This is a genomic window from Anaerococcus provencensis (assembly GCF_000312365.2).
Taxonomy (GTDB): domain Bacteria; phylum Bacillota; class Clostridia; order Tissierellales; family Peptoniphilaceae; genus Anaerococcus; species Anaerococcus provencensis.
In genome coordinates this window covers 225,564-244,535 of the sequence record NZ_HG003685.1, presented here as the reverse complement: position 1 = coordinate 244,535, position 18,972 = coordinate 225,564, and the positions used below count along the sequence as shown (strand labels likewise).

The window sequence follows — 18,972 nt, the reverse complement described above, 5'->3', positions numbered from 1 at the left end:
CCTTTCAGTTTAAGTCAAAAAGTATATTTTCTTGGCTTTTAATATCAAAGAAATTCATCTTATCTTTATCTAGGTAAAGCTCGATTTTATCTCCCTTATGAACTTGGGTGTCCATATTTAAGGTGGCAAGCATTTGGTCAGCTCCAACGTTCATATATACAAATTGAGATGAACCTAGCAGCTCAAGGAAAGTAACTTCAGCTTGGATTATAGAATCTGTTTTTCTATAAGAATCGTAGATATGCTCTGGTCTAATACCAAGCATTAGTTCTTTGCCTATCCAATCTTTTTCTTTTAGTGCCTTACCCTTATCATATGAGATTTTAAACTTGTAAGCTTCTGTATTTGCATAAAATCCATCAGTCTCTTCAGAAATTGTAGCTGATATTAGATTCATTTGTGGAGAACCTATAAAGCTTGCTACAAATAGATTTTTTGGGTGTTGATATACATTTTCTGGTGTATCAACTTGTTGTATTTTACCATCATTCATAATTACGATCCTGTCAGCCATGGTCATAGCTTCTGTTTGGTCGTGGGTAACGTAGATGAAGGTAGTATCAAGCTGTTCGTGAAGTCTTGTTATTTCCGCCCTTGTTTGTACACGAAGCTTAGCATCAAGGTTTGATAATGGCTCATCCATGAGGAAGACTTGTGGGTCACGGACTATAGCACGTCCAAGAGCAACTCTTTGTCTTTGACCGCCTGATAGGGCTGCTGGTTTACGGTCTAGGTATTCTTCAAGTCCCAAAACAGCTGCTACTTGATTCACCTTTTGGTCTATGTGGTCTTTTGGAACTTTGGCTATCTTTAGGGCATAGGACATATTTTCCCTAACAGTCATTTGTGGATACAGGGCATAGTTTTGGAAAACCATAGCAATATCCCTATCTTTTGGTTCGATATTATTTACTAGTTTATCGCCAATATATAGCTCACCTTTTGATATATCCTCAAGGCCTGCTACCATTCTAAGGGTTGTAGATTTACCACAACCAGATGGGCCTACAAATACTATAAATTCTTCGTCCTTGATTTCCAGATTGAAATCTTCGACAGCTGTGACATTGCCGTCATATATTTTGTAAATATGTTTAAAAGTTAATCCTGCCATTGCGACTCCTTACTGATGACTTTTGTTGTAGATGAAAAGTACTAAAAGTAGCATAAAAAGGGAAATGAATTGTAGGCCAAGAGCAGGATATCCCACCCTAGAATGTCCGACAAATTGCAAGATAATTCCAACTACAAATATAACAAAAAGTATACAGTTATTAATCTTTTCTTTTTTATAATAATCCATTGCTAATCCTCAATCCAAATAAGTTGTCCTGCTTTAATACTTATTTCTCTTTCATTTCCATCTTTATCGTAAACTTTTGACCTCACATCTTCAAGTGAATTGTTGATTAGGCAATATTTTCCTATGTCTTCAAATGCTGCAACTTCAAGTCGATCATCCTCCGCGTAATATTTCTTTAGAGAATCTTCTTTGTGAGCTACATAGTGAATTGCCCTTTTTAAAATTCTAGTATTTTGGAATGAATATGGCAAGCCTACTACATAAAAACTTCTTCCTTTGCCGTATTCATTAGCTGCCATGTAAACTTCGTGGTTATTAAAGGCTAGAATGTCTGTATCTTCACTGATGGCATAAACATTTGCCTTGATTTCACCAAGTTCTAGGTTAGATTTTACATCTTCAGTTATAAAGTGACTTTCTGTAAGATCTGTGAAATATTTTTTGTGACCTTGAGAGAAACCTTTTTCAACATCTACACCTAGTATGTCTGCAAGTTGGAAGAATCTCCCATTTGCCTGGTAGGCGCTTGGTTCACCAACACCTATAAATCCTCCACCATTGTAGACAAACTCTCTAATATTTGCCACTACTTGTGGGTCTAGGAAGTTTTCTCCACCAGAAAATGCAGTGTAAGCGTCACCAGCATTTATTATTACATCAATATCTGAATCTATGCCCTCTTTTACGTCTTCAAATGAGATAAATTTGACATCCATATCCATCCCAGACAGAGATTCCAAAATACCCATGTATGAATATGATAGTTTTGACCATAGACCGTGAGCTACTATATATGCCCCCCAAGTCCTGAGCGATCCCCAAGAGTTTAGGATAGCAACTTTTGCAGATGCGTATGGTTTGCTTTGACTTACTATATCATAAAGGCCGCGGTATTCATTTACCAATTCTTCCATGTAGTCGATAAAGTCCGGGAATTTATAAGCTAGCGATAAGTATCCACCATATCCTATCCTATCAAGTGGTTTTCTAATCAAAGCACGTCTTGCCTTAGTCCAGTTATCAACAGCTTCAATAGTTGGGTCATTTCCTTCATAGAAGGTATCTGGGAAGAAGTATGGCAAGAATCTTCCTTCTGTCATTGGAGTATCAATATTTGATATAAGTCTAAGCGTTAGTCCATCTCCTACTGATCCAACAACTCCATCTAGGCCAATATATTTGAAGTATTTTCCATAAGGCTCTGTTCCAATCCAGTTATCACCTAAAAACATTATTGCTTTTTTGCCATGGGAGTGAACTAAATCAACAATTTCTTTTGCTCTTTGACTTACGAATTTTTGTTGGAATTCCATATAATCTAGGAACTCTTTTGATGGTATTCTAAAAGTTGAATTATAGTATCCTTCATCAACAAAAACTTCTGGGCGTAGTCTGTATCCATATTCTTTTTCAAATTCTTCTATAGCTTTTGGACTTACTGTATTTGAATATCCAAACCAGTCTACGTATTTTTCCTTAGCCTTATCATTAAAAACTAGGGTAAAGTGGTAGAAAAATGTTGTAAATCTTACTACATCTGTTTTTGGATTATCTTCCAGCCATTTTTCTAGACTATCTTTCATGTATTTAAAAGTATCATCATATCTAGCATCAACTGGAATGTGGTGGGCAACCGAATCTCCCCAATCATTTGTTATGTGGTTATACATTTGAGTTGGATCCCAAATACCAAGTGCTAAAAATGATACTGAGTAGACATTAAATGGATCTGTTATTATTCTTACTGACTTACTATCACTATCATATTCCCACTTATCAGTCTCTACTACTTGACCTGTTGTTCTATTTACAACTTCCCACCATTTTTTTGGATCGTGTGTTGAGTCAACATCAATTTGTTCCTTATAATAGCCATCTAATAGGTCAATTGTAGATTTATTTTCTGTTGCAGTTATAAATTTACTTGTTAGATAAAATCTGGTTACTTCATCTAAGTTGGCATTTGCAAAGTCATTTAGGTCACGGGCTACAAAATATGTTGTGTAAATTTCCGCATCTAAGTCTTTGATTTCATCTGGCAATTTGGTACCATCAGAATCTCTTAATGCATCTGCCCCAAGCCTTTGTAGAAGTTCATTAGTTTCATCAAAGAAGTTTTCTTCACTAGGTAGTGTAAGTCTTCCTCTTTTTTTATCTGTCATCCTTTGTCTCCTCCTACCATCATTCCTTCGGTAAGTTGTTTTTGAACTAATATATATATAATTAGTGTTGGTATCATTACAATAACAAGACCTGCATAAAGTCTACCATAATTAGCTGCTCCACGAGCTGCTTGTTGGAGGTTTATTAGTCCAACTGGCAAGGTCCTTTTGTTAGGGTCTGTCATCAAGGTTAGAGCGAGTATATACTCATTCCAAAAACTTAAAAAATTAAACAAAATAACTGTTATAACTGCAGGCTTTGCCATTGGAATCATAATGTCCACCATAGTTCTGTGATAAGTTGCTCCATCAATATAGGCTGCTTCTTCATATGATTTGCTAATGGAGCTGAAGAAGTTTGATAGTAGGTAAACTGTAAATGGTATGGCATTTGCTGCATAAATCAAAGCAAGAATAAATCTGTTGTTTAGGAAAAATCCACTTGGTATAAATGTCCCAGATAGTCCTGTGTTCCAATTTCTGAGCATTAAAAATATTGGTATTACTATATAAGATAGGTTTACAAAAAGTCCCGCTTTCATAAGTGTAGTTAGAAATTTTTTACCCTTAAAATCCATCCTGGCCAAAATATAGGCACAAGGTGTTGCTATAAGAAGCAACAATATTAGAGCAAGACTTGTAACTATAACAGAATTTAGGAAGTAATCACCCATATTAGCTGCTTGCCAAGCTTCAACAAAGTTTTCTAAATATACTCCTTTTGGCAAGGCCCAAGGGTTCCCATAAAACTCTGGGTTTGATTTAATAGATGCCATGAAAACCCAGACCACCGGGATAATTATTGATAGAGCTAGGAGTATTAGGCAAAGATATATAAATACCTTAAATAATTTTGATTGTTCGCGCATTATATCCTCCTAGTACTGCATAATATCTCTTTTTGTAATACGGCTAATAATAGCTGTAAGCAAAAATGAAAACAAGAATACAACTACACCAATTGCAAGACCATAACCATAGGCTGAGTTAGTGTAAGCTTGTTCAAATTGATAGTTTAATAGTGTAAGGCTTGCGCCGTTTGGTCCACCGCCTGTCAAAGCTTTTATAATTTGAAAGGCAATGTTAATATTGCTAATAACATAAAAGGTAAGAGTGGTTCTAACTGTCTGCCAACTAAGTGGAAGAGTTATATCAAAAAACTGTTTGATCCTACCTGCTCCATCTATCTTGGCAGCTTCGTATAAGTGCTCTGGGATTTGGCTCATAGTTGACATATACATTACCATATAATATCCAATAGCCTGCCAAATTATAGCGCCTGCTATAGAGTAGACCACATATAACCTATCCCCCAAAAATGGAGTATTAGTATGGTTGCCAGATTTTACCAACTGCATAAAACCATTGATAAGTCCTTGATCCATTCCGTAAATCGCAGCAAAGATTGATGCTACAACGGCGATAGATAGGATATTTGGAATATAAAATATAACTCTAAAGAAATTTTGTCCCTTGAATTTCTCTCTAGATAGTATAGAAGCGAAAACAATTGCCATAAACATAGTCACTATTGTAACTACTACTATGAGGAAAATCGTATTCTGAAAAGATCTTATAAAGTTTGGATCTTTAATTAAAATTTTGAAATTGCTCAATCCAACAAATTCTTTTTTACCGGAGAGGCCACCAGTTTTATATAAACTTTCCTTAAAAACATTTAGAGTTGGATAAACTATAAAGACTATATATAGGAAGAAAGCTGGTATTAGTCCTAAAAGTATAAACTTTCTCTTTTGTTTGCTGTTTTTCATAATAACTCCTAAGGCATAAAAAGGGTAGCTAACGCCACCCTCTATTTTTTCTTATTAAAAAATTATTTGCTAGCTTCAATAGCATCTGATATTCTTTGGACAGCATCTACAACGCTGTTTTGCCATTCTTCAATAGTCATATCTCCATTTGCCACTGAGTCAACAGAGTTTAGGAAGATTGCCTTTAGATCTACACCTTCAACTGCTGGAGCAGCTGCCCATCCTCCTACTGCTGGTTTTGCACCATTAGCATAGATTGAATAGAATAATTTTTGATTTTCATCTGTAATCAAGCTTTCAACATCTTTGATAGGTTGTACTGCGCCACCGTTTTCGATAAATGCTTTTGTTGCTTCATCAGAATATAGGTAAGCTAAGAATTCTTTAGCAAGTTCTGGTTCTTTTGCATCTTTTGATACAAAGATTTGTTCAATCCAAGAGAATGCATATCTGTCAGATCCATCTATAGATGGTAGTGGCATGAATCCCCATTCAAATCCGTCTGCTACACCTTCTGCATCTTCCATCTCTTCAACTACCCATGTACCATTTGGCATAAATAATGATTCATTTTTCATTACTGAAAGTTGGTTTTGAGTAAATCCTTCTTTGTTAGCTTGAGCTACTGTGTTTGGGTTTAGATTATCTTTGTCTACGATCTTGCCAACTGTCTCAAATAATGGTGTTGCCTCGTTTTTCCAAGCTTCAACATCATAATTTGTTAATTTGTCAAATAATTCTTGACCTCCGATTTCATACATTAAGGCAAAGGTAAATGTGTCAAGATAGCCTGAAATTGGGTAAGTAAAAAGGCTTGTTCCATCTTCTTTTGCTTTTTCTCCTAAAGCTAAGAAATCTTCCATTGTTTCTGGAAGCTCATATTCTCCGCCACTTTCTGTAAATAGAGCTTTGTTATACCAAAGTCCTGTTGGAGCATAGAATATTGGAGCAAGATACATTTTGTCATCACCATTTGGATTTGTAATAGAGTTGTTTACAAAACCTTCACCAATTTTATCTTTAACAGCAAGGTCTTCCCCAGGAACAGTCTTATCCAATAAATCTGTAATTTCCATTACCATGTCTTCTTTAAGCATAGTTTCTGTTAAAGCTGTTTGTTGGCCAAGTGAGTTATAAATTACGTCAGGAGCGTTACCTGCTTGGATTTCTGGTCTGATTGTATCGTAGATGTTTTTCTCAAATCTATATTCTACTTTTGCACCAGTCATCTCTTCAAAGTTAGCTATAACTTTTTCCCAACCAGCTGTACCATAACCTCCGTCAAGACCAGCAAGTGTCAAGGTTTTGCCTGCAAAATCTTTATCTCCTGTAGCCTTTTCGCTTGTATCTTCAGATTTTTCTTCATCTGTAGCTTCTTGATCTTCGTTAGCATCATCAGTAGTTTCTGTAGCTGCTTGATCTTCAGTTTTTGTACCTTCTGGCTTTGTATCTGTGGAATTATTTCCACAAGCCGCAAATGTAAATGCTGCTATTACAGCAAGCAGTGTCATCTTAATATTTTTCATACCTTCCTCCTTAATATAGTATGTCGTAAGCTTATTATAGAAAACAACCAGTCTTTTGTCAATTAATAAGTGAAACCTTTTCACATTCTGAAAGTGGTTTTCTTTTGCTGATTTCAAAGATTCTATGTCCATTAAGGGTCATTTGTTAAATTAAAAGATAACATTTTCTCCAAAACTTTCCCCTATAACTAGCTATTTACCAAAGTTTGGGTATAAAATAAGTAGTTATGAAGGAGGCTATGATGAGATTAGATTTTACAAATGTTGACTCAAAAAATATCAACAATTATGAAGAAAAAGCCATGGATGCCTTTAAGACTCTTATGGATGGATCAGGTGAAGGCAATGACTTTTTGGGATGGATTGATAGACCAATCAATTATGACAAAGAAGAATTTGAGAGAATCAAAAAAGCAGCAGCAAAAATCCAAGATGACAGCCAAGTTTTGGTTTCTGTTGGTATTGGTGGTTCCTACCTAGGTATCAAGGCTACTGAATTTGCCTTGGATAGGTATTTTAACTCTGATAGAAAGTTTAAAATCATCTACGCTGGCAACAATATTTCTGGCGAATACATGGCTGATTTGCTTGATTACCTAAAAGATAAGGACTTTTCTGTAAATGTTATTTCAAAATCAGGTACAACAACAGAACCTGCTATTGCTTTTAGGTTCTTAAAAGAAGCTCTTGAGGAAAAATATGGCAAAGAAGAGGCTAAGGGCAGAATTTATGCTACAACAGATAAGGAAAAGGGAGCATTGAAAGACTTAGCAAGTTCTGAAGGCTACCAAACTTTTGTAGTGCCAGATGATATAGGCGGTCGTTTTTCTGTAATCTCAGCAGTAGGATTATTACCACTTGCAGCTTGTGGCATAGATATAGACGAATTTATGGCAGGCTTTGCAGAAGGACGCGAAGTTTATACAAAAGAAGATTTTGAAAATGAAGCTATCAAGTATGCAGCTGTTAGAAATATGTTATATGAAGATGGCAAAGATATAGAAGTCTTTGTAAACTACGAACCAAAATTACAGTATATTGCAGAATGGTGGAAACAATTATTCGGAGAATCTGAAGGTAAAGATGGCAAGGGAATCTTCCCAGTATCTGTAAATAACTCCACAGACCTCCACTCACTTGGACAAATGATCCAAGATGGTAAGAGAAACCTATTTGAAACTGTAATTGAAATTGAAAACGCCAAAAAAGATATAAAAATCAAAGAAACAGCAGACAACCTAGATGGACTAAACTTCTTAGCTGGCAAAACAATGAATTATGTCAACAAACAAGCCATGGAAGGTACTACAATTGCCCATGTAGGCGGAAATGTACCAAATATTCGTATAATCCTAGATGAAGTTAGCGCCAAATCCATAGGCAAGCTATATTATTTCTTTGAAATAGCAGTTGGTGTTTCAGGCTATATGCTTGGAGTTAATCCATTTAACCAACCAGGAGTAGAAGAATATAAGGCACAAATGTTTAAATTACTTGGCAAACCAGGATATTAAAATATAATTAGTAAGAGTGCACTAAAAAGAGCCTGGCGTTACGGCTCTTTTTTTCACTTAGTATTGAATAAATTAATAAGAGGTGGATAATGAAAAAAATTTCTCTAATTGGCTTAGGAAATGTTGGGGCGACAGTTGCCTATACTTTGATAGAAAGACAACTTTGCGATAGCCTTGCCCTATTTGACAAAAAAGAAGGACTCGCTCAAGCAGAAGTAAACGACTTATCTGATGGCATGGTCAAACGCGATGGAAATGTAAATTTAATAGCAGGAAAACCAAGCGACCTAGATGATAGTGATATTATAATTTTTGCACCTGGTGATATTAGCATCTTGCAAAAACATTCTGACCGCTTAGAAGAATTCAAATATACCAAAACTTGCGTAGAAGAGTGGGCGCCTGTAATTAAAAAATCAAAATTTGATGGAATTATAGTATCTATCACAAATCCTTGTGATGTAATAGCAGAATATATGCAAAAACTAACCGAGATCCCTCGCGAGAGAGTCATAGGAACAGGAACAATCCTTGATACAGCAAGGATGAAAAATGCTGTAGCAAAATTTGTAGACCTAGACCCAAATTCCATAGACGGTTATGTCATAGGCGAACATGGCAACAGCCAATTTGTAGCTTGGTCAAATGTTTATATAGCAAATGAACCAATAACAAATCTTTTGGACCAAAAGACTATTGAAGATATAGAAGAATCAACCAGAATGAAAGCTTTTGAGACAATCAAGGCTAAGGGATACACATCTTACGGTATAGCAAATGCTACAGCAATAGTAGTAGAGACAATATTTAAAGATGCCAAAACAATACTTGCAGTTTCTTCATATTCACCAGTTGATGGTTGCTACATAGGACACCCTGCCGTAGTTGGAAGAAATGGAGTAATCCGCGATTTCCACCTAAAACTAGATGAAAAAGAAAAAGCTAAATGGGAACATTCAGTAAAAACAATAAAGGAAACTGCTCCAATAAAATAAGGGCCCTTGCACTTGCAAAAGCCCCGATAATAGAATCCCATTGTGGATTCTTTTTTTATGCAATTTTACCCTTTTTTCTTAGTCTATTTGAGTTGATGATAGCTGCTGATGCATCTCCTGTGATGTTTAGTACTGTTCTACCCATATCAAATATTCTATCAACTCCTGCTACTAGGGCAATTCCTTCTACTGGAAGGCCAACTGATTGTAAAACCATGGCAAGCATAATCATTCCTGATCCTGGAACTCCTGCTGTACCTATTGATGCGAGTGTTGAAGTGATTACAATTGTAATCATCTGGCCAAGTGTTAAATCTATGCCATAGCAAGCTGCTATAAATACTGCACAAACACCTTGATATATGGCTGTTCCGTCCATATTTATTGTTGCACCAAGTGGAAGTACAAAGGCTGTCACATCATGGTCTGCTCCAAGTTCTTCGCAGCATTTCATATTTATTGGCAAAGTTCCCATTGATGATGCTGATGAAAAAGCAAATATCATGGCTGAAGACATGCCCTTGAAAAATTCAATTGGACTTAGGCCACCCAAGGTTTTGATGGTAAATGAATATACTATCAAAGCGTGAAGTACATAAGCAAGGTAGGCTACTAGAAGTACTGATGCAAGAGATCCTATAATTACTGGACCATTTTCTGCTATAACTGGTGCTAGCAAGCAAAATACACCAATTGGTGAAAGTCTTAGGATTAGTCCCATAGCCTTCATAAAGATATCGTTAAGGATTTCTATAGTCTCAATAGCTTTTTCTTGTTTGGTTTTTTCCAACATAAGTATTGAAAATCCAATAATCAAACTCATCACTATGATTTGTAACATATTGTTTTCAACCATAGGTGCTATGAAGTTACTTGGGAAAATATTTACTATTGTGTCCATGATTGAAACTTCATTTGTCATTTCAAAAGTTAAATCACTAGTTGAAATAACCGGGAAAAATTTCTTAAAAATATTTGCCAAGCTTAGACCGATAACAATGGCACAAGCTGTGGTTAAGAAATAGTAAATAACTGTAAATCCACCAACTTCACCAACCTTCTTGATGTCTTTCATGGAAATTATTCCGCCGATAATAGAAAACAAAACAATAGGAGTAACAATAAATTTGAGTAGCTTAAGAAAAATATCTCCAAATGGCTTAATATATGTAGATAAAAATTCAGCCTGACTTTGCATTAGCAAGCCCACGATAATGGATAATACCAGTGCAATAAAGATGTTTCTTGCAAGAGAATTTTTCTTGCCTTGTTTTTTTTCTGTCATAGTTCATCTTTCCTTTCCTATTAAATTATTAGTATTTTATCGCAAATTTTTACTTTGTAAAGTTTTTAAAAAAATTTGACAAATTTTCCCTGCTGTTATAAAATATCGAAGATTTGAGATAAAATATGGAGGTCATATGCAAAAGAAAAAAATTTATAAGGTAAATGAGGATGTACCAGCAAAATTACTAGTCCCTCTTGCTCTCCAACATACCTTTGCTATGTTTGGAGCATCAGTTTTGGTTCCAATATTATTTGGGATTAATCCTGGGATTGTACTTTTGATGAATGGAATCGGAACGCTATTATTTATATTGATTACTAAGGGAAAAGCTCCTGCCTACCTAGGGTCTTCTTTCGCTTTTCTTGCACCAGGAATTGCCATTATCAATTCCCAGGGTTTTGAATACGCTCAGGGCGCCTTTGTAGCTGTAGGACTTCTCGGCTGTTTGCTTTCCTATATAATCTACAAAAAGGGGACTGATTGGATTGATATAGTTTTGCCACCAGCTGCCATGGGTGCTGTCGTTGCACTAATTGGTTTTGAACTTGCCGGAAATACAATTTCTGGTGGATCAATTGGAGCAAATATTATGACTGATACAGTAGCAGCGACCGATTGGCTTGTGTTTTTGGTAACTCTTCTTACTGCTATACTTGGATCTATTATGTTTAAGGGATTCTTGTCAACTATACCAATATTGATTGCAATTATTGTCGGCTACATAGTAGCCTATTTCAATGGCCAAGTTGACCTTACACCAGTTAGAGAAGCACAAATTTTTACTATCCCAACTTTCCAGCTAGCAAAATTCTCTCCTGAGGCCATATTTGCCATGCTGCCAGTCTTATTGGTTATTGCAGCAGAGCATATCAGCCACCAAGTTGTAACAAGCAACATCATTGGCCAAGATTTGATTAAGGATCCTGGTCTTCATAGGTCAATATTTGCAGATAACTTTTCAACTACCATCTCTGGGCTAATAGGTGGAGTTCCTACAACAACTTATGGGGAAAACATAGGAGTTATGGCAATCACCGGAGTTTATTCAGTGAAAGTCATTGGAGGAGCTGCGATTATATCAATACTTATGGCCTTCATAGGACCTCTTTCTGCACTAATATCAACCATTCCTGGCAATGTCATAGGTGGAGTAACTTTCTTGCTTTATGGAATGATTGGTACAAGTGGCATTAGATTATTGGTAGACCAAAAAGTCGACTATTCTAAATCTGACAATCTAATCTTAACCAGCGTGATATTTATAGCAGGCCTTTCTGGCTTAACCATCCAATTTGGATCAATAGAGCTATCAGGCATGGTTTTATCATCAGTAATAGCTGTAATACTTTCACTAATGATTCACTTAATCAAAAAATCTGGTCTATCAAACTTGGAATAAAAAAATAAGGAGTTCTTGTAAAAAACAAGACTCCTTTTTGTTTTTGATATATTCGATTTTTTATAAATTATTTTGTCTATTTTATTATTTCTGAAGAATTTTCTTCTTGATTCTGCTTGTAATATCTGCTGTAGACTAATGACTTCTCTTTGGATTTTTTGATTAGATAGATAGTTACTATAGTCAAAACTATCGTAGTTGCCAAGCCTCCTTCAATGCCAAATGCTCCACCAGTTAAACTTGGATTTCCTAATAACTTAGAGATGAAAATAGTATTTTTGCTATTGGTCATGCCACTTACTGAAATACCAAAAATATTGCCTTGGGCAAAATTCCAAAAACTATGGGCAGAAGCAGAAAGCATTATGTCATCTGACACATAGAATAATAGGGAAAATAGGACACCAACTATAAAAATATTAATAGCAGGCAAGATGCTAAATGAATCATTAGCCAAGTGTAGCAAAGAAAATATCAAAGAATTTGCTATAATACCAACTAAAGGTCTATATTTTGCTGCAAAATAATTCATCAAGATAGATCTTGTGACAAGTTCTTCTTCAAAACCTTGGAAAATCCAGCCGATTATTATAAGTATATAAAACACGGGTGAAACATTGGCTATATTCGAATTGATTTCAACTAGTCCCATTATTTTTAATATAAGAACAACGACTCCAATCATCCCTAGGCCTATCAATAGTCCCTTAAGATAATTCTTGAATTTATTTGCATTAGTCAACCCTAGGGACTCTTTGTTTCTTTTTTGGTATTTCTTTGCAAAAATATAAACAGAAATACTGACCAAGATAGTAGCAAAGAGCATACCCAGCAATCTATAATCACCATCTATAGTATCTAAATAAGTCATTATAGCTTGTGGATTTTCTGACATGGTCGGGTTAGAGCCAACAATTATTAGGCCTGCAATAATGCCCACAATTAACATAGGCAATTGCATAAAAACAAAAAGCAAGAGAACAGTAACTATGGGGTTGCGATCTTTCATCACTCGTTTGGTTTCTCTTATAGAGTAGTTATCATGAAGCATAAATCCCTCCTTCTTTTTCTAATAATCAATTACCCATTATTGCATTAATAATTTCAAAAAAATAAGGTGGATAAACCACCTATGAATCTCTTCTCTTTATAATTATAAATAAGATAACAATCACTACTATTTCAACAAGAGTCACAAAAATCGATCCTTCAAAGCCAAAGACCCTCGATTCTATTACCGCTACTTTTTCGTCTGCATCTTCCATGGCTTTAGGATTTAGGTCTTTTGTATGAAAAATATATAAAAATCCCTTAAGATCACAAAAATTCATAGAGAATAAATCTACAATATTATCTTAAGTTATCTGTAAATAGGGCATATAATAGAGAATAATATTAGCTACATATTAAGATAAAACAAATCTTAAAATGGATGTTGCAGAATAAAAAAAATATAATTTTATAATTGCAACAACCCATATTTTTTATGCTTACTTATAATCTTCAATATTTACAACCTTATCAAAAGTCTCAAGATAATCTTCATCATGATTATGGGTAATTACTATTCGAGTTATCTGATCTAGCTGTCTAATAAGTTTTTCTATAGTACTGGCGCTTCTAGGGTCAAGTCCACTTGTAGGTTCATCAAATATTATCACTTGAGCCTTACTATAAAGAGCTCTGGCCAGCTCTAATTTCTTCTTTTCTCCACCTGATAAGCTATCATTTTCTAGTATGGTGTCTTTTTTGCTTTGGTATACATAGCTAAGGTCAACTTTTTTTATAATTTCTTCAATTTTTTCTAAATCAAAATCCCTATCTCCCATAGCAATATTTTTTACCAAACTGTCCATAAATACAATTGAATTTTGTGGTATATAATAAATTAATGAATATATTTCACTTTCTCTAAAAGATTTAAAGTCTCCATTTTTAAAACTAATTTCTCCCAAATAATCATCATTTATTTTCATTAAAATTTTGCCTAGTGTTGACTTTCCTGACCCAGATTTTCCTATTATAGCATAGGATTTATTTTCTTCAATATTTAAATCTAAATTCTTAAATATCTTATTATCTCCATAAGAGAAAGACAAATCTCTAATTTCTATATCAAGCATAGGAAATTTTTCTATTTTTATGGGCTTAGTTTCACTTTGTATATTTTCCATTACCATATCCTTAATTTTCCTAGTAGATAAAATTTGAGCTAAATTCCTAAAGGCCTCTGCCATGGCATTGGTTGAAATTGATACCAAAGTTAAAGATGCTAGTAAATCTGAAAGTTCTATAAAATTATTCTTAACCAAAATGCTACCGATGTATATTATTAATAAATAAGATAGGAGGTTTAGAACAAACAATATCTCATACAACATTGAATTTGTAATATTAAGTTTATTTCTTGCTCCAAGTAAGTCCAAATTATTCTTGTCAAATTTATGTAAAAAATATTCCTTATTATTTGATTGCTTTATAAGAAGATATCCATCCAATAGTTCATTTAGCGTATCTATGTATTTAGAATATTTATTTGACCTTGATACTTGAAGTTTTGATATGTATTTAGAAAACTTAGAACTTACTATTCCTGGCAAAATAACAAAAAGCAAAGTAGATAATAATATGTACGGATGTATCCTATATAATCCAACTATATAAACAATACTTCTTCCTATTCCAGTAAGTGCATTAGGAAGAGTTGACAAATAATCTAGCCTTAACTGATCTACATTTTGGTCAACATCCGCTAAAAAATCACCCTTATTTTTCCTATAAAATGATGAAGTCTTAGATAAAAAGAGTCCATCGATATAGTCATGTCTTAAATCTATGCATATATTTTTTGTAAAAGCATTAGAGTTTTTTTCAGATATATAAAAACAAAAACAAGCTGTAATAACATAAACTAAAGCTCTTATTACAATACCCTTAGGACTAGTAATCTCTTTTCCAACAAATATATTCACTAGCTTAGCACTATTTATTGTGAACAAATATATAAAATATACTTCAAAAATTCCAAATATTACTGATAAAATTAAATTCTTCTTATTTTTTAATATGTACTCTTTCATTAATAAATCTCACCACTTTTTATTAAATCCACAATAATATGTTCTTTTTGCTTTCTTCTTATCTTACATTTTTTTAATAGATTATCTTTATTATAAATTAGTAAAGAAGCTGGGCATTCGCTACAAATATCTTTTATCCAACAATTAGAACACTCTTTTATATGACAATCTTTCAAATAATTGAAAAAGTCTGATAAATTATCATAGTTTCTATTAAATATTATCTCCTTGTTTAAATCATCAATTACATATTCATTATATCCCATATCTAGTAAACTAAAATATTATGTTTTCTCAACCACTATAAAATATCCATATTTTATTAAGTATATGTTATCAAATCCTTTAAGGATTTACCATATCAAAATTTAATATACACTATTATCAATAAATATGATATAATTATAAGTTAGGAGTTGGAATTATGAATGATAAAAAATTATTATTTGCTAAAACTTTAAAAGATATTAGATTAAAAAAAGGATTTAGTCAGGAACACATATCTGAAACAAGCTATATTAACATTAATACCATATCTAGAATGGAGAATGGAAGAGATTCCTATGATTTTGATAAGCTTGATATTTTATCAGACATATATAAAGTTGACCTTATCGAGTGTTATTTTGATATTTTCTATGGAGATTCTAACGAAATTGATAACATTATAGATTCTATAAATAAAAAAGATAGAATTAATGGATCTGCAGTGACTGAAGAAATTGATAAGTTGACTGAAATCTTAGAAAAGTCTAAAAGAAAAGTTATCAAAACTAAGGCTAATAAGCTAATCCTATTCTTAAAAAGTATAGAAGAAAAAGATAATTATATTAGGAAAAAATTAATTCTTGAAGCTTTAAATATTGGTGGGAAATTTGATTTTGATAATCTTAATAATAATTATTATGATTATATTGATTATAGAGTTTTGATGAACTATGCTCAAATTTTAGAAAGACCAGAAGATAGGATCAATATATATAAATTTATAGAAGAATCCAATTCTACTGACAATAACATAAATTATCTAGTTTTCCATAATATGGCTATTGATTACTATATACTGGGTGTAAAAGATAAGGCTTTGGAATATATAAATAAATCATTTAGTTCTAATCCTAAATCCTATACTTCTCCAGTAATGCTTTATACGAAAGCTTTGATACTGGAAGACTTAGATCTTTCATATGAAAAATATATAAAAAAATCTCTAGAAATTGCTAAAAATCAAGGAGAATATGTCTACAACACTATACTAGAACATTGGGAAAATAGGTTTAACAAGAATAAACAACGAAAAATACATATTAGTAAATAATAAACTAAAAGTAGTCCACTTATTTTAGTTTACCCTCCATATGTAATACTCTGTATTGTCCAATTTTTCATTTATTTTCTTTTTCTTTTTTATACAAATTTTTATATTTTATTTCTTTGATAAGTAGCAAAATCACTATTATCTCAACAATAGTCACAAAAATAGACCCTTCAAAGCCAAAGGCTCCGCCGCTTATAAGGTCATTTCCCATTAGTTTTGTTTTTAAAAGAGTGTTGTTAATTTCATCCATGCCGCTTACTTCGATGCCAAAGATATTTCCCTGGGCAAAGTTCCAAAAGCTGTGGGCTGCTGCTGGCAAAAATATGTCATCTGATATGTAAAATAGCAATGAAAATACTATTCCTATTAGCAATATATTTACAAAAGGCAAGATGCCAAAGGCTGGATTACCCAAGTGTAAGATGGCAAAAATCAGACTATTTATTATGATTCCGCCAATCACTCCATTGTTTACAGCGAAATAATTCATCAAAATTGACCTTGTGATTAACTCTTCTTCAAAACCTTGGATGGCCCAGCCTAGGATAAAGAGCACAAAAATCGGCCAGGATACTTGGGAGATATTTATGGTAAAAGTAGCGAATCCTGATATCTTTAATAGCAAAACTACTGTAAGTATCATAAAAAGGCCTAATAATAATCCTTTGATATAACTCTTGGAATTATTTACAAGGCCCAGGCTCTCCTTGTTTCTCTTTTGGTATTTTTTTGCAAATAGATATCCTAGTATAGCTACAAATATGGTCAAAAACAAGTTAAAGAGCAGAAAATAATCTGAATTATCATTCCCTAAAAAAACATAGGAAAACAGGGGTGCGAATATGACCCCTGGTATTTGCATTAGCAAAAATAAAATTACTACGGTTAAAACTGGATTGGTCTTTTTTAGTGTCTTTCTAGTTTGTTCTATAGAAAAGTTGTCTTTTAGCATGGGACTTCCTTTCTTTTAAGGAAAAACTAATTTCCCTTGCTAGTATCATCCTTATCTGTCGCATCTTCTACTTTTGGTATATCATCAGCGTATTCAAGGGCTCCACCGAGGATTGCGTTTATAAATTCTCTAGTTTCGTAGACCCTATAGCCTTTGATAGTTCTTTCCAAAAATATATTGGCTTCCATGACAGTCCTGTCCTTACTTGGGGTAAGGAGTTTTTTGACATAATTGTTGTGGACTACGGTTTGATCCTCATCTCCCTCAACACTATCATATATATCTATGTAGTTGACATTTTTGACATTGAGCCTTACCTCTTTGCCCTTTGACTTGTTGGTCACCTCTATTACTTCAAGGTCTAGATTTGAGAAGTTGCCATCATAAAATTCTTCTTGTTTGACCGAATCATCAGAGTATGACTTTCTTAGGACATCCAAGATAATTGGCAAACGATCTGTATTATTCTCCAGATATGTGACATCATAGGTCTTGATAGCCTTTTCCAATTTTTCAACATTCTTATTTACATTAAAATTTATAAAATAATAAATTGCAGAAAAAATAACTAGTATTAATATTGCCAATAGCATATATGGTAATACAGACATTCTTCTCCTTCTTGGTGGAGTGTGACTTCTTCTGCGATTTGCACTATAATTTCTTGCCATAAATCCCTCGCTAATTTTAATTATACCATAAGAAATAGCCTAATTTTTAAAATCGTGATATCATTATCATATGAATACATATAAAATCAAGCTTGCAGATGGCCTTGCCCTATTGCTTTTGCTAGTATCATATCTTGCGCCATTTTTTGCAAATCAAATAAAAGTGAATATAAATGTGCTTACAATGCTCATCAATTGCTATATCATTGCCTATCTGGCCTATAATATTTCCTTTGCTGATAGCAAAAAAGTATTATTGATGGCCCTACCTCTCATAGTATATGGAACTTTCATTATATTTTACACCAAGGGCTTTAAACTTACAGTCGATAAGTATCTATTGACAGACATCCAGTATCTGATTGTAAATTTCTTTGATGTGATTTTTGTAGTTTTTGTATTTTTTATCATAGAACTTGTCCTATCTAGGGTCTTTGGGACCAATATTACAAGTATTATAGCAGCTTTGGGCCTCTTACTCTACCTTGCTATGCACAATACTACCTACATTCCCTTTGACTTTTACTACAAGGACCTCTTGGTCTACTTTGCTTTCTATGTTTTGGCAACTAGGATCAATCCAGCCAAATCAATAAACAAATTCCTCTATCCTTTGGCAATTATCCTATTTGTTGGGGAGGTATACTTAGTTTACACCAAGAATTTCTACCTGGGCATATATTTCTCTCTCTTCATCCTAACATATATCATCTTAAAGGGTGATTCTCCAGTGGGTACAAGGAGTTTTGGCAAGTATTTGACCTTTGCCTATATCTACCCATACAAACTAAACTATATCTTATTGGCAAGCATAGTTGATGCAAGTCCTCTCATAGTAACAGTTATGGCAATCTTAGTAACTTTTTTGCTAGGTGAGATTTTATTTAAACTAAAAGTGAAATTTTTGGATTATATTTTCCTGGGCGTACACTAATTTGTCAAATAAATTATTTAAAAAATGTCCAAAGTATGATAATATAGAGAAGTAATGG

General features: G+C 33.5%; 17 protein-coding genes. 5 read left to right on the top strand and 12 right to left on the bottom strand.

What is annotated here, in order from left to right:
- Window positions 1–4 precede the first annotated feature (4 nt).
- The 6 genes from BN38_RS01415 to BN38_RS01390 form a co-directional block, all read right to left on the bottom strand.
- On the bottom strand, window positions 5–1,114 hold the full coding sequence (locus tag BN38_RS01415; protein ID WP_044565127.1) for an ABC transporter ATP-binding protein: 1,110 nt from the start codon (window positions 1,112–1,114) through the stop codon (window positions 5–7).
- Between the two features lie 9 nt (window positions 1,115–1,123).
- On the bottom strand, window positions 1,124–1,303 hold the full coding sequence (locus tag BN38_RS01410; RefSeq protein WP_044565126.1) for a DUF6903 family protein: 180 nt from the start codon (window positions 1,301–1,303) through the stop codon (window positions 1,124–1,126).
- A gap of 2 nt (window positions 1,304–1,305) precedes the next feature.
- A complete protein-coding gene (gnpA, locus tag BN38_RS01405) occupies window positions 1,306–3,465 on the bottom strand; it encodes a 1,3-beta-galactosyl-N-acetylhexosamine phosphorylase (protein ID WP_044565125.1) in 2,160 nt (719 codons plus the stop codon).
- On the bottom strand, window positions 3,462–4,334 hold the full coding sequence (locus BN38_RS01400; protein ID WP_044565124.1) for a carbohydrate ABC transporter permease: 873 nt from the start codon (window positions 4,332–4,334) through the stop codon (window positions 3,462–3,464). Before BN38_RS01400 ends, gnpA begins: the two co-directional genes overlap by 4 nt.
- A gap of 9 nt (window positions 4,335–4,343) precedes the next feature.
- Complete coding sequence (locus tag BN38_RS01395) at window positions 4,344–5,237, bottom strand: carbohydrate ABC transporter permease (RefSeq protein ID WP_044565123.1); 894 nt, start codon at window positions 5,235–5,237, stop codon at window positions 4,344–4,346.
- Between the two features lie 62 nt (window positions 5,238–5,299).
- A complete protein-coding gene (locus BN38_RS01390; RefSeq protein ID WP_044565392.1) occupies window positions 5,300–6,763 on the bottom strand; it encodes a carbohydrate ABC transporter substrate-binding protein in 1,464 nt (487 codons plus the stop codon).
- Between the two features lie 242 nt (window positions 6,764–7,005).
- Here BN38_RS01390 and BN38_RS01385 point away from each other — a divergent pair, with 242 nt between their 5' ends.
- Window positions 7,006–8,277 carry a glucose-6-phosphate isomerase gene (locus tag BN38_RS01385; RefSeq protein ID WP_044565122.1) on the top strand — a complete coding sequence of 424 codons (1,272 nt, stop codon included), beginning with the start codon at window positions 7,006–7,008 and terminating at the stop codon, window positions 8,275–8,277.
- An 89-nt stretch (window positions 8,278–8,366) separates the two neighbouring features.
- Window positions 8,367–9,272 (top strand): lactate/malate family dehydrogenase, encoded by a 906-nt coding sequence (locus BN38_RS01380; protein ID WP_044565121.1) that lies wholly within the window; start codon window positions 8,367–8,369, stop codon window positions 9,270–9,272.
- 55 nt (window positions 9,273–9,327) lie between these two features.
- Here BN38_RS01380 and BN38_RS01375 read toward each other — a convergent pair whose 3' ends face one another.
- On the bottom strand, window positions 9,328–10,557 hold the full coding sequence (locus BN38_RS01375) for a dicarboxylate/amino acid:cation symporter (protein ID WP_044565120.1): 1,230 nt from the start codon (window positions 10,555–10,557) through the stop codon (window positions 9,328–9,330).
- Window positions 10,558–10,693: 136 nt separating this feature from the next.
- On the opposite strand from BN38_RS01375, the gene uraA reads away from it, so the two are divergent.
- Window positions 10,694–11,959: a uracil permease gene (gene uraA, locus BN38_RS01370; protein ID WP_044565119.1), complete on the top strand. Its 1,266-nt coding sequence runs from the start codon at window positions 10,694–10,696 to the stop codon at window positions 11,957–11,959.
- Window positions 11,960–12,035: 76 nt separating this feature from the next.
- Here uraA and BN38_RS01365 read toward each other — a convergent pair whose 3' ends face one another.
- The 3 genes from BN38_RS01365 to BN38_RS01355 form a co-directional block, all read right to left on the bottom strand.
- Window positions 12,036–13,010, bottom strand: a complete 975-nt coding sequence (locus BN38_RS01365; protein ID WP_049944416.1) for a CPBP family intramembrane glutamic endopeptidase — start codon at window positions 13,008–13,010, stop codon at window positions 12,036–12,038.
- Between the two features lie 79 nt (window positions 13,011–13,089).
- Window positions 13,090–13,290: a hypothetical protein gene (locus tag BN38_RS01360; protein WP_044565118.1), complete on the bottom strand. Its 201-nt coding sequence runs from the start codon at window positions 13,288–13,290 to the stop codon at window positions 13,090–13,092.
- Between the two features lie 159 nt (window positions 13,291–13,449).
- Entirely contained in the window at window positions 13,450–15,039 is a 1,590-nt protein-coding gene (locus tag BN38_RS01355) for an ATP-binding cassette domain-containing protein (protein WP_044565117.1), read from the bottom strand.
- 424 nt (window positions 15,040–15,463) lie between these two features.
- On the opposite strand from BN38_RS01355, the gene BN38_RS01345 reads away from it, so the two are divergent.
- A complete protein-coding gene (locus BN38_RS01345) occupies window positions 15,464–16,357 on the top strand; it encodes a helix-turn-helix domain-containing protein (RefSeq protein WP_044565115.1) in 894 nt (297 codons plus the stop codon).
- Between the two features lie 67 nt (window positions 16,358–16,424).
- Here BN38_RS01345 and BN38_RS01340 read toward each other — a convergent pair whose 3' ends face one another.
- Complete coding sequence (locus tag BN38_RS01340) at window positions 16,425–17,309, bottom strand: CPBP family intramembrane glutamic endopeptidase (RefSeq protein ID WP_044565114.1); 885 nt, start codon at window positions 17,307–17,309, stop codon at window positions 16,425–16,427.
- A 26-nt stretch (window positions 17,310–17,335) separates the two neighbouring features.
- Window positions 17,336–17,980 carry a hypothetical protein gene (locus tag BN38_RS01335; RefSeq protein ID WP_154649906.1) on the bottom strand — a complete coding sequence of 215 codons (645 nt, stop codon included), beginning with the start codon at window positions 17,978–17,980 and terminating at the stop codon, window positions 17,336–17,338.
- A gap of 70 nt (window positions 17,981–18,050) precedes the next feature.
- Between BN38_RS01335 and BN38_RS01330 the strand changes: the two genes are divergently transcribed.
- A complete protein-coding gene (locus tag BN38_RS01330) occupies window positions 18,051–18,914 on the top strand; it encodes a hypothetical protein (protein WP_044565112.1) in 864 nt (287 codons plus the stop codon).
- The last annotated feature ends 58 nt before the right edge of the window (window positions 18,915–18,972 follow it).

Excerpts from the sequence above, each read along its gene's own strand:
- BN38_RS01415 (WP_044565127.1), bottom strand. The coding sequence starts at position 1,114 with ATGGCAGGATTAACTTTTAAACATATTTACAAAATATATGACGGCAAT.
- BN38_RS01410 (WP_044565126.1), bottom strand. The coding sequence starts at position 1,303 with ATGGATTATTATAAAAAAGAAAAGATTAATAACTGTATACTTTTTGTT.
- gnpA (WP_044565125.1), bottom strand. The coding sequence starts at position 3,465 with ATGACAGATAAAAAAAGAGGAAGACTTACACTACCTAGTGAAGAAAAC.
- BN38_RS01400 (WP_044565124.1), bottom strand. The coding sequence starts at position 4,334 with ATGCGCGAACAATCAAAATTATTTAAGGTATTTATATATCTTTGCCTA.
- BN38_RS01395 (WP_044565123.1), bottom strand. The coding sequence starts at position 5,237 with ATGAAAAACAGCAAACAAAAGAGAAAGTTTATACTTTTAGGACTAATA.
- BN38_RS01390 (WP_044565392.1), bottom strand. The coding sequence starts at position 6,763 with ATGAAAAATATTAAGATGACACTGCTTGCTGTAATAGCAGCATTTACA.
- BN38_RS01385 (WP_044565122.1), top strand. The coding sequence starts at position 7,006 with ATGAGATTAGATTTTACAAATGTTGACTCAAAAAATATCAACAATTAT.
- BN38_RS01380 (WP_044565121.1), top strand. The coding sequence starts at position 8,367 with ATGAAAAAAATTTCTCTAATTGGCTTAGGAAATGTTGGGGCGACAGTT.
- BN38_RS01375 (WP_044565120.1), bottom strand. The coding sequence starts at position 10,557 with ATGACAGAAAAAAAACAAGGCAAGAAAAATTCTCTTGCAAGAAACATC.
- uraA (WP_044565119.1), top strand. The coding sequence starts at position 10,694 with ATGCAAAAGAAAAAAATTTATAAGGTAAATGAGGATGTACCAGCAAAA.
- BN38_RS01365 (WP_049944416.1), bottom strand. The coding sequence starts at position 13,010 with ATGCTTCATGATAACTACTCTATAAGAGAAACCAAACGAGTGATGAAA.
- BN38_RS01360 (WP_044565118.1), bottom strand. The coding sequence starts at position 13,290 with ATGAATTTTTGTGATCTTAAGGGATTTTTATATATTTTTCATACAAAA.
- BN38_RS01355 (WP_044565117.1), bottom strand. The coding sequence starts at position 15,039 with ATGAAAGAGTACATATTAAAAAATAAGAAGAATTTAATTTTATCAGTA.
- BN38_RS01345 (WP_044565115.1), top strand. The coding sequence starts at position 15,464 with ATGAATGATAAAAAATTATTATTTGCTAAAACTTTAAAAGATATTAGA.
- BN38_RS01340 (WP_044565114.1), bottom strand. The coding sequence starts at position 17,309 with ATGCTAAAAGACAACTTTTCTATAGAACAAACTAGAAAGACACTAAAA.
- BN38_RS01335 (WP_154649906.1), bottom strand. The coding sequence starts at position 17,980 with ATGGCAAGAAATTATAGTGCAAATCGCAGAAGAAGTCACACTCCACCA.
- BN38_RS01330 (WP_044565112.1), top strand. The coding sequence starts at position 18,051 with ATGAATACATATAAAATCAAGCTTGCAGATGGCCTTGCCCTATTGCTT.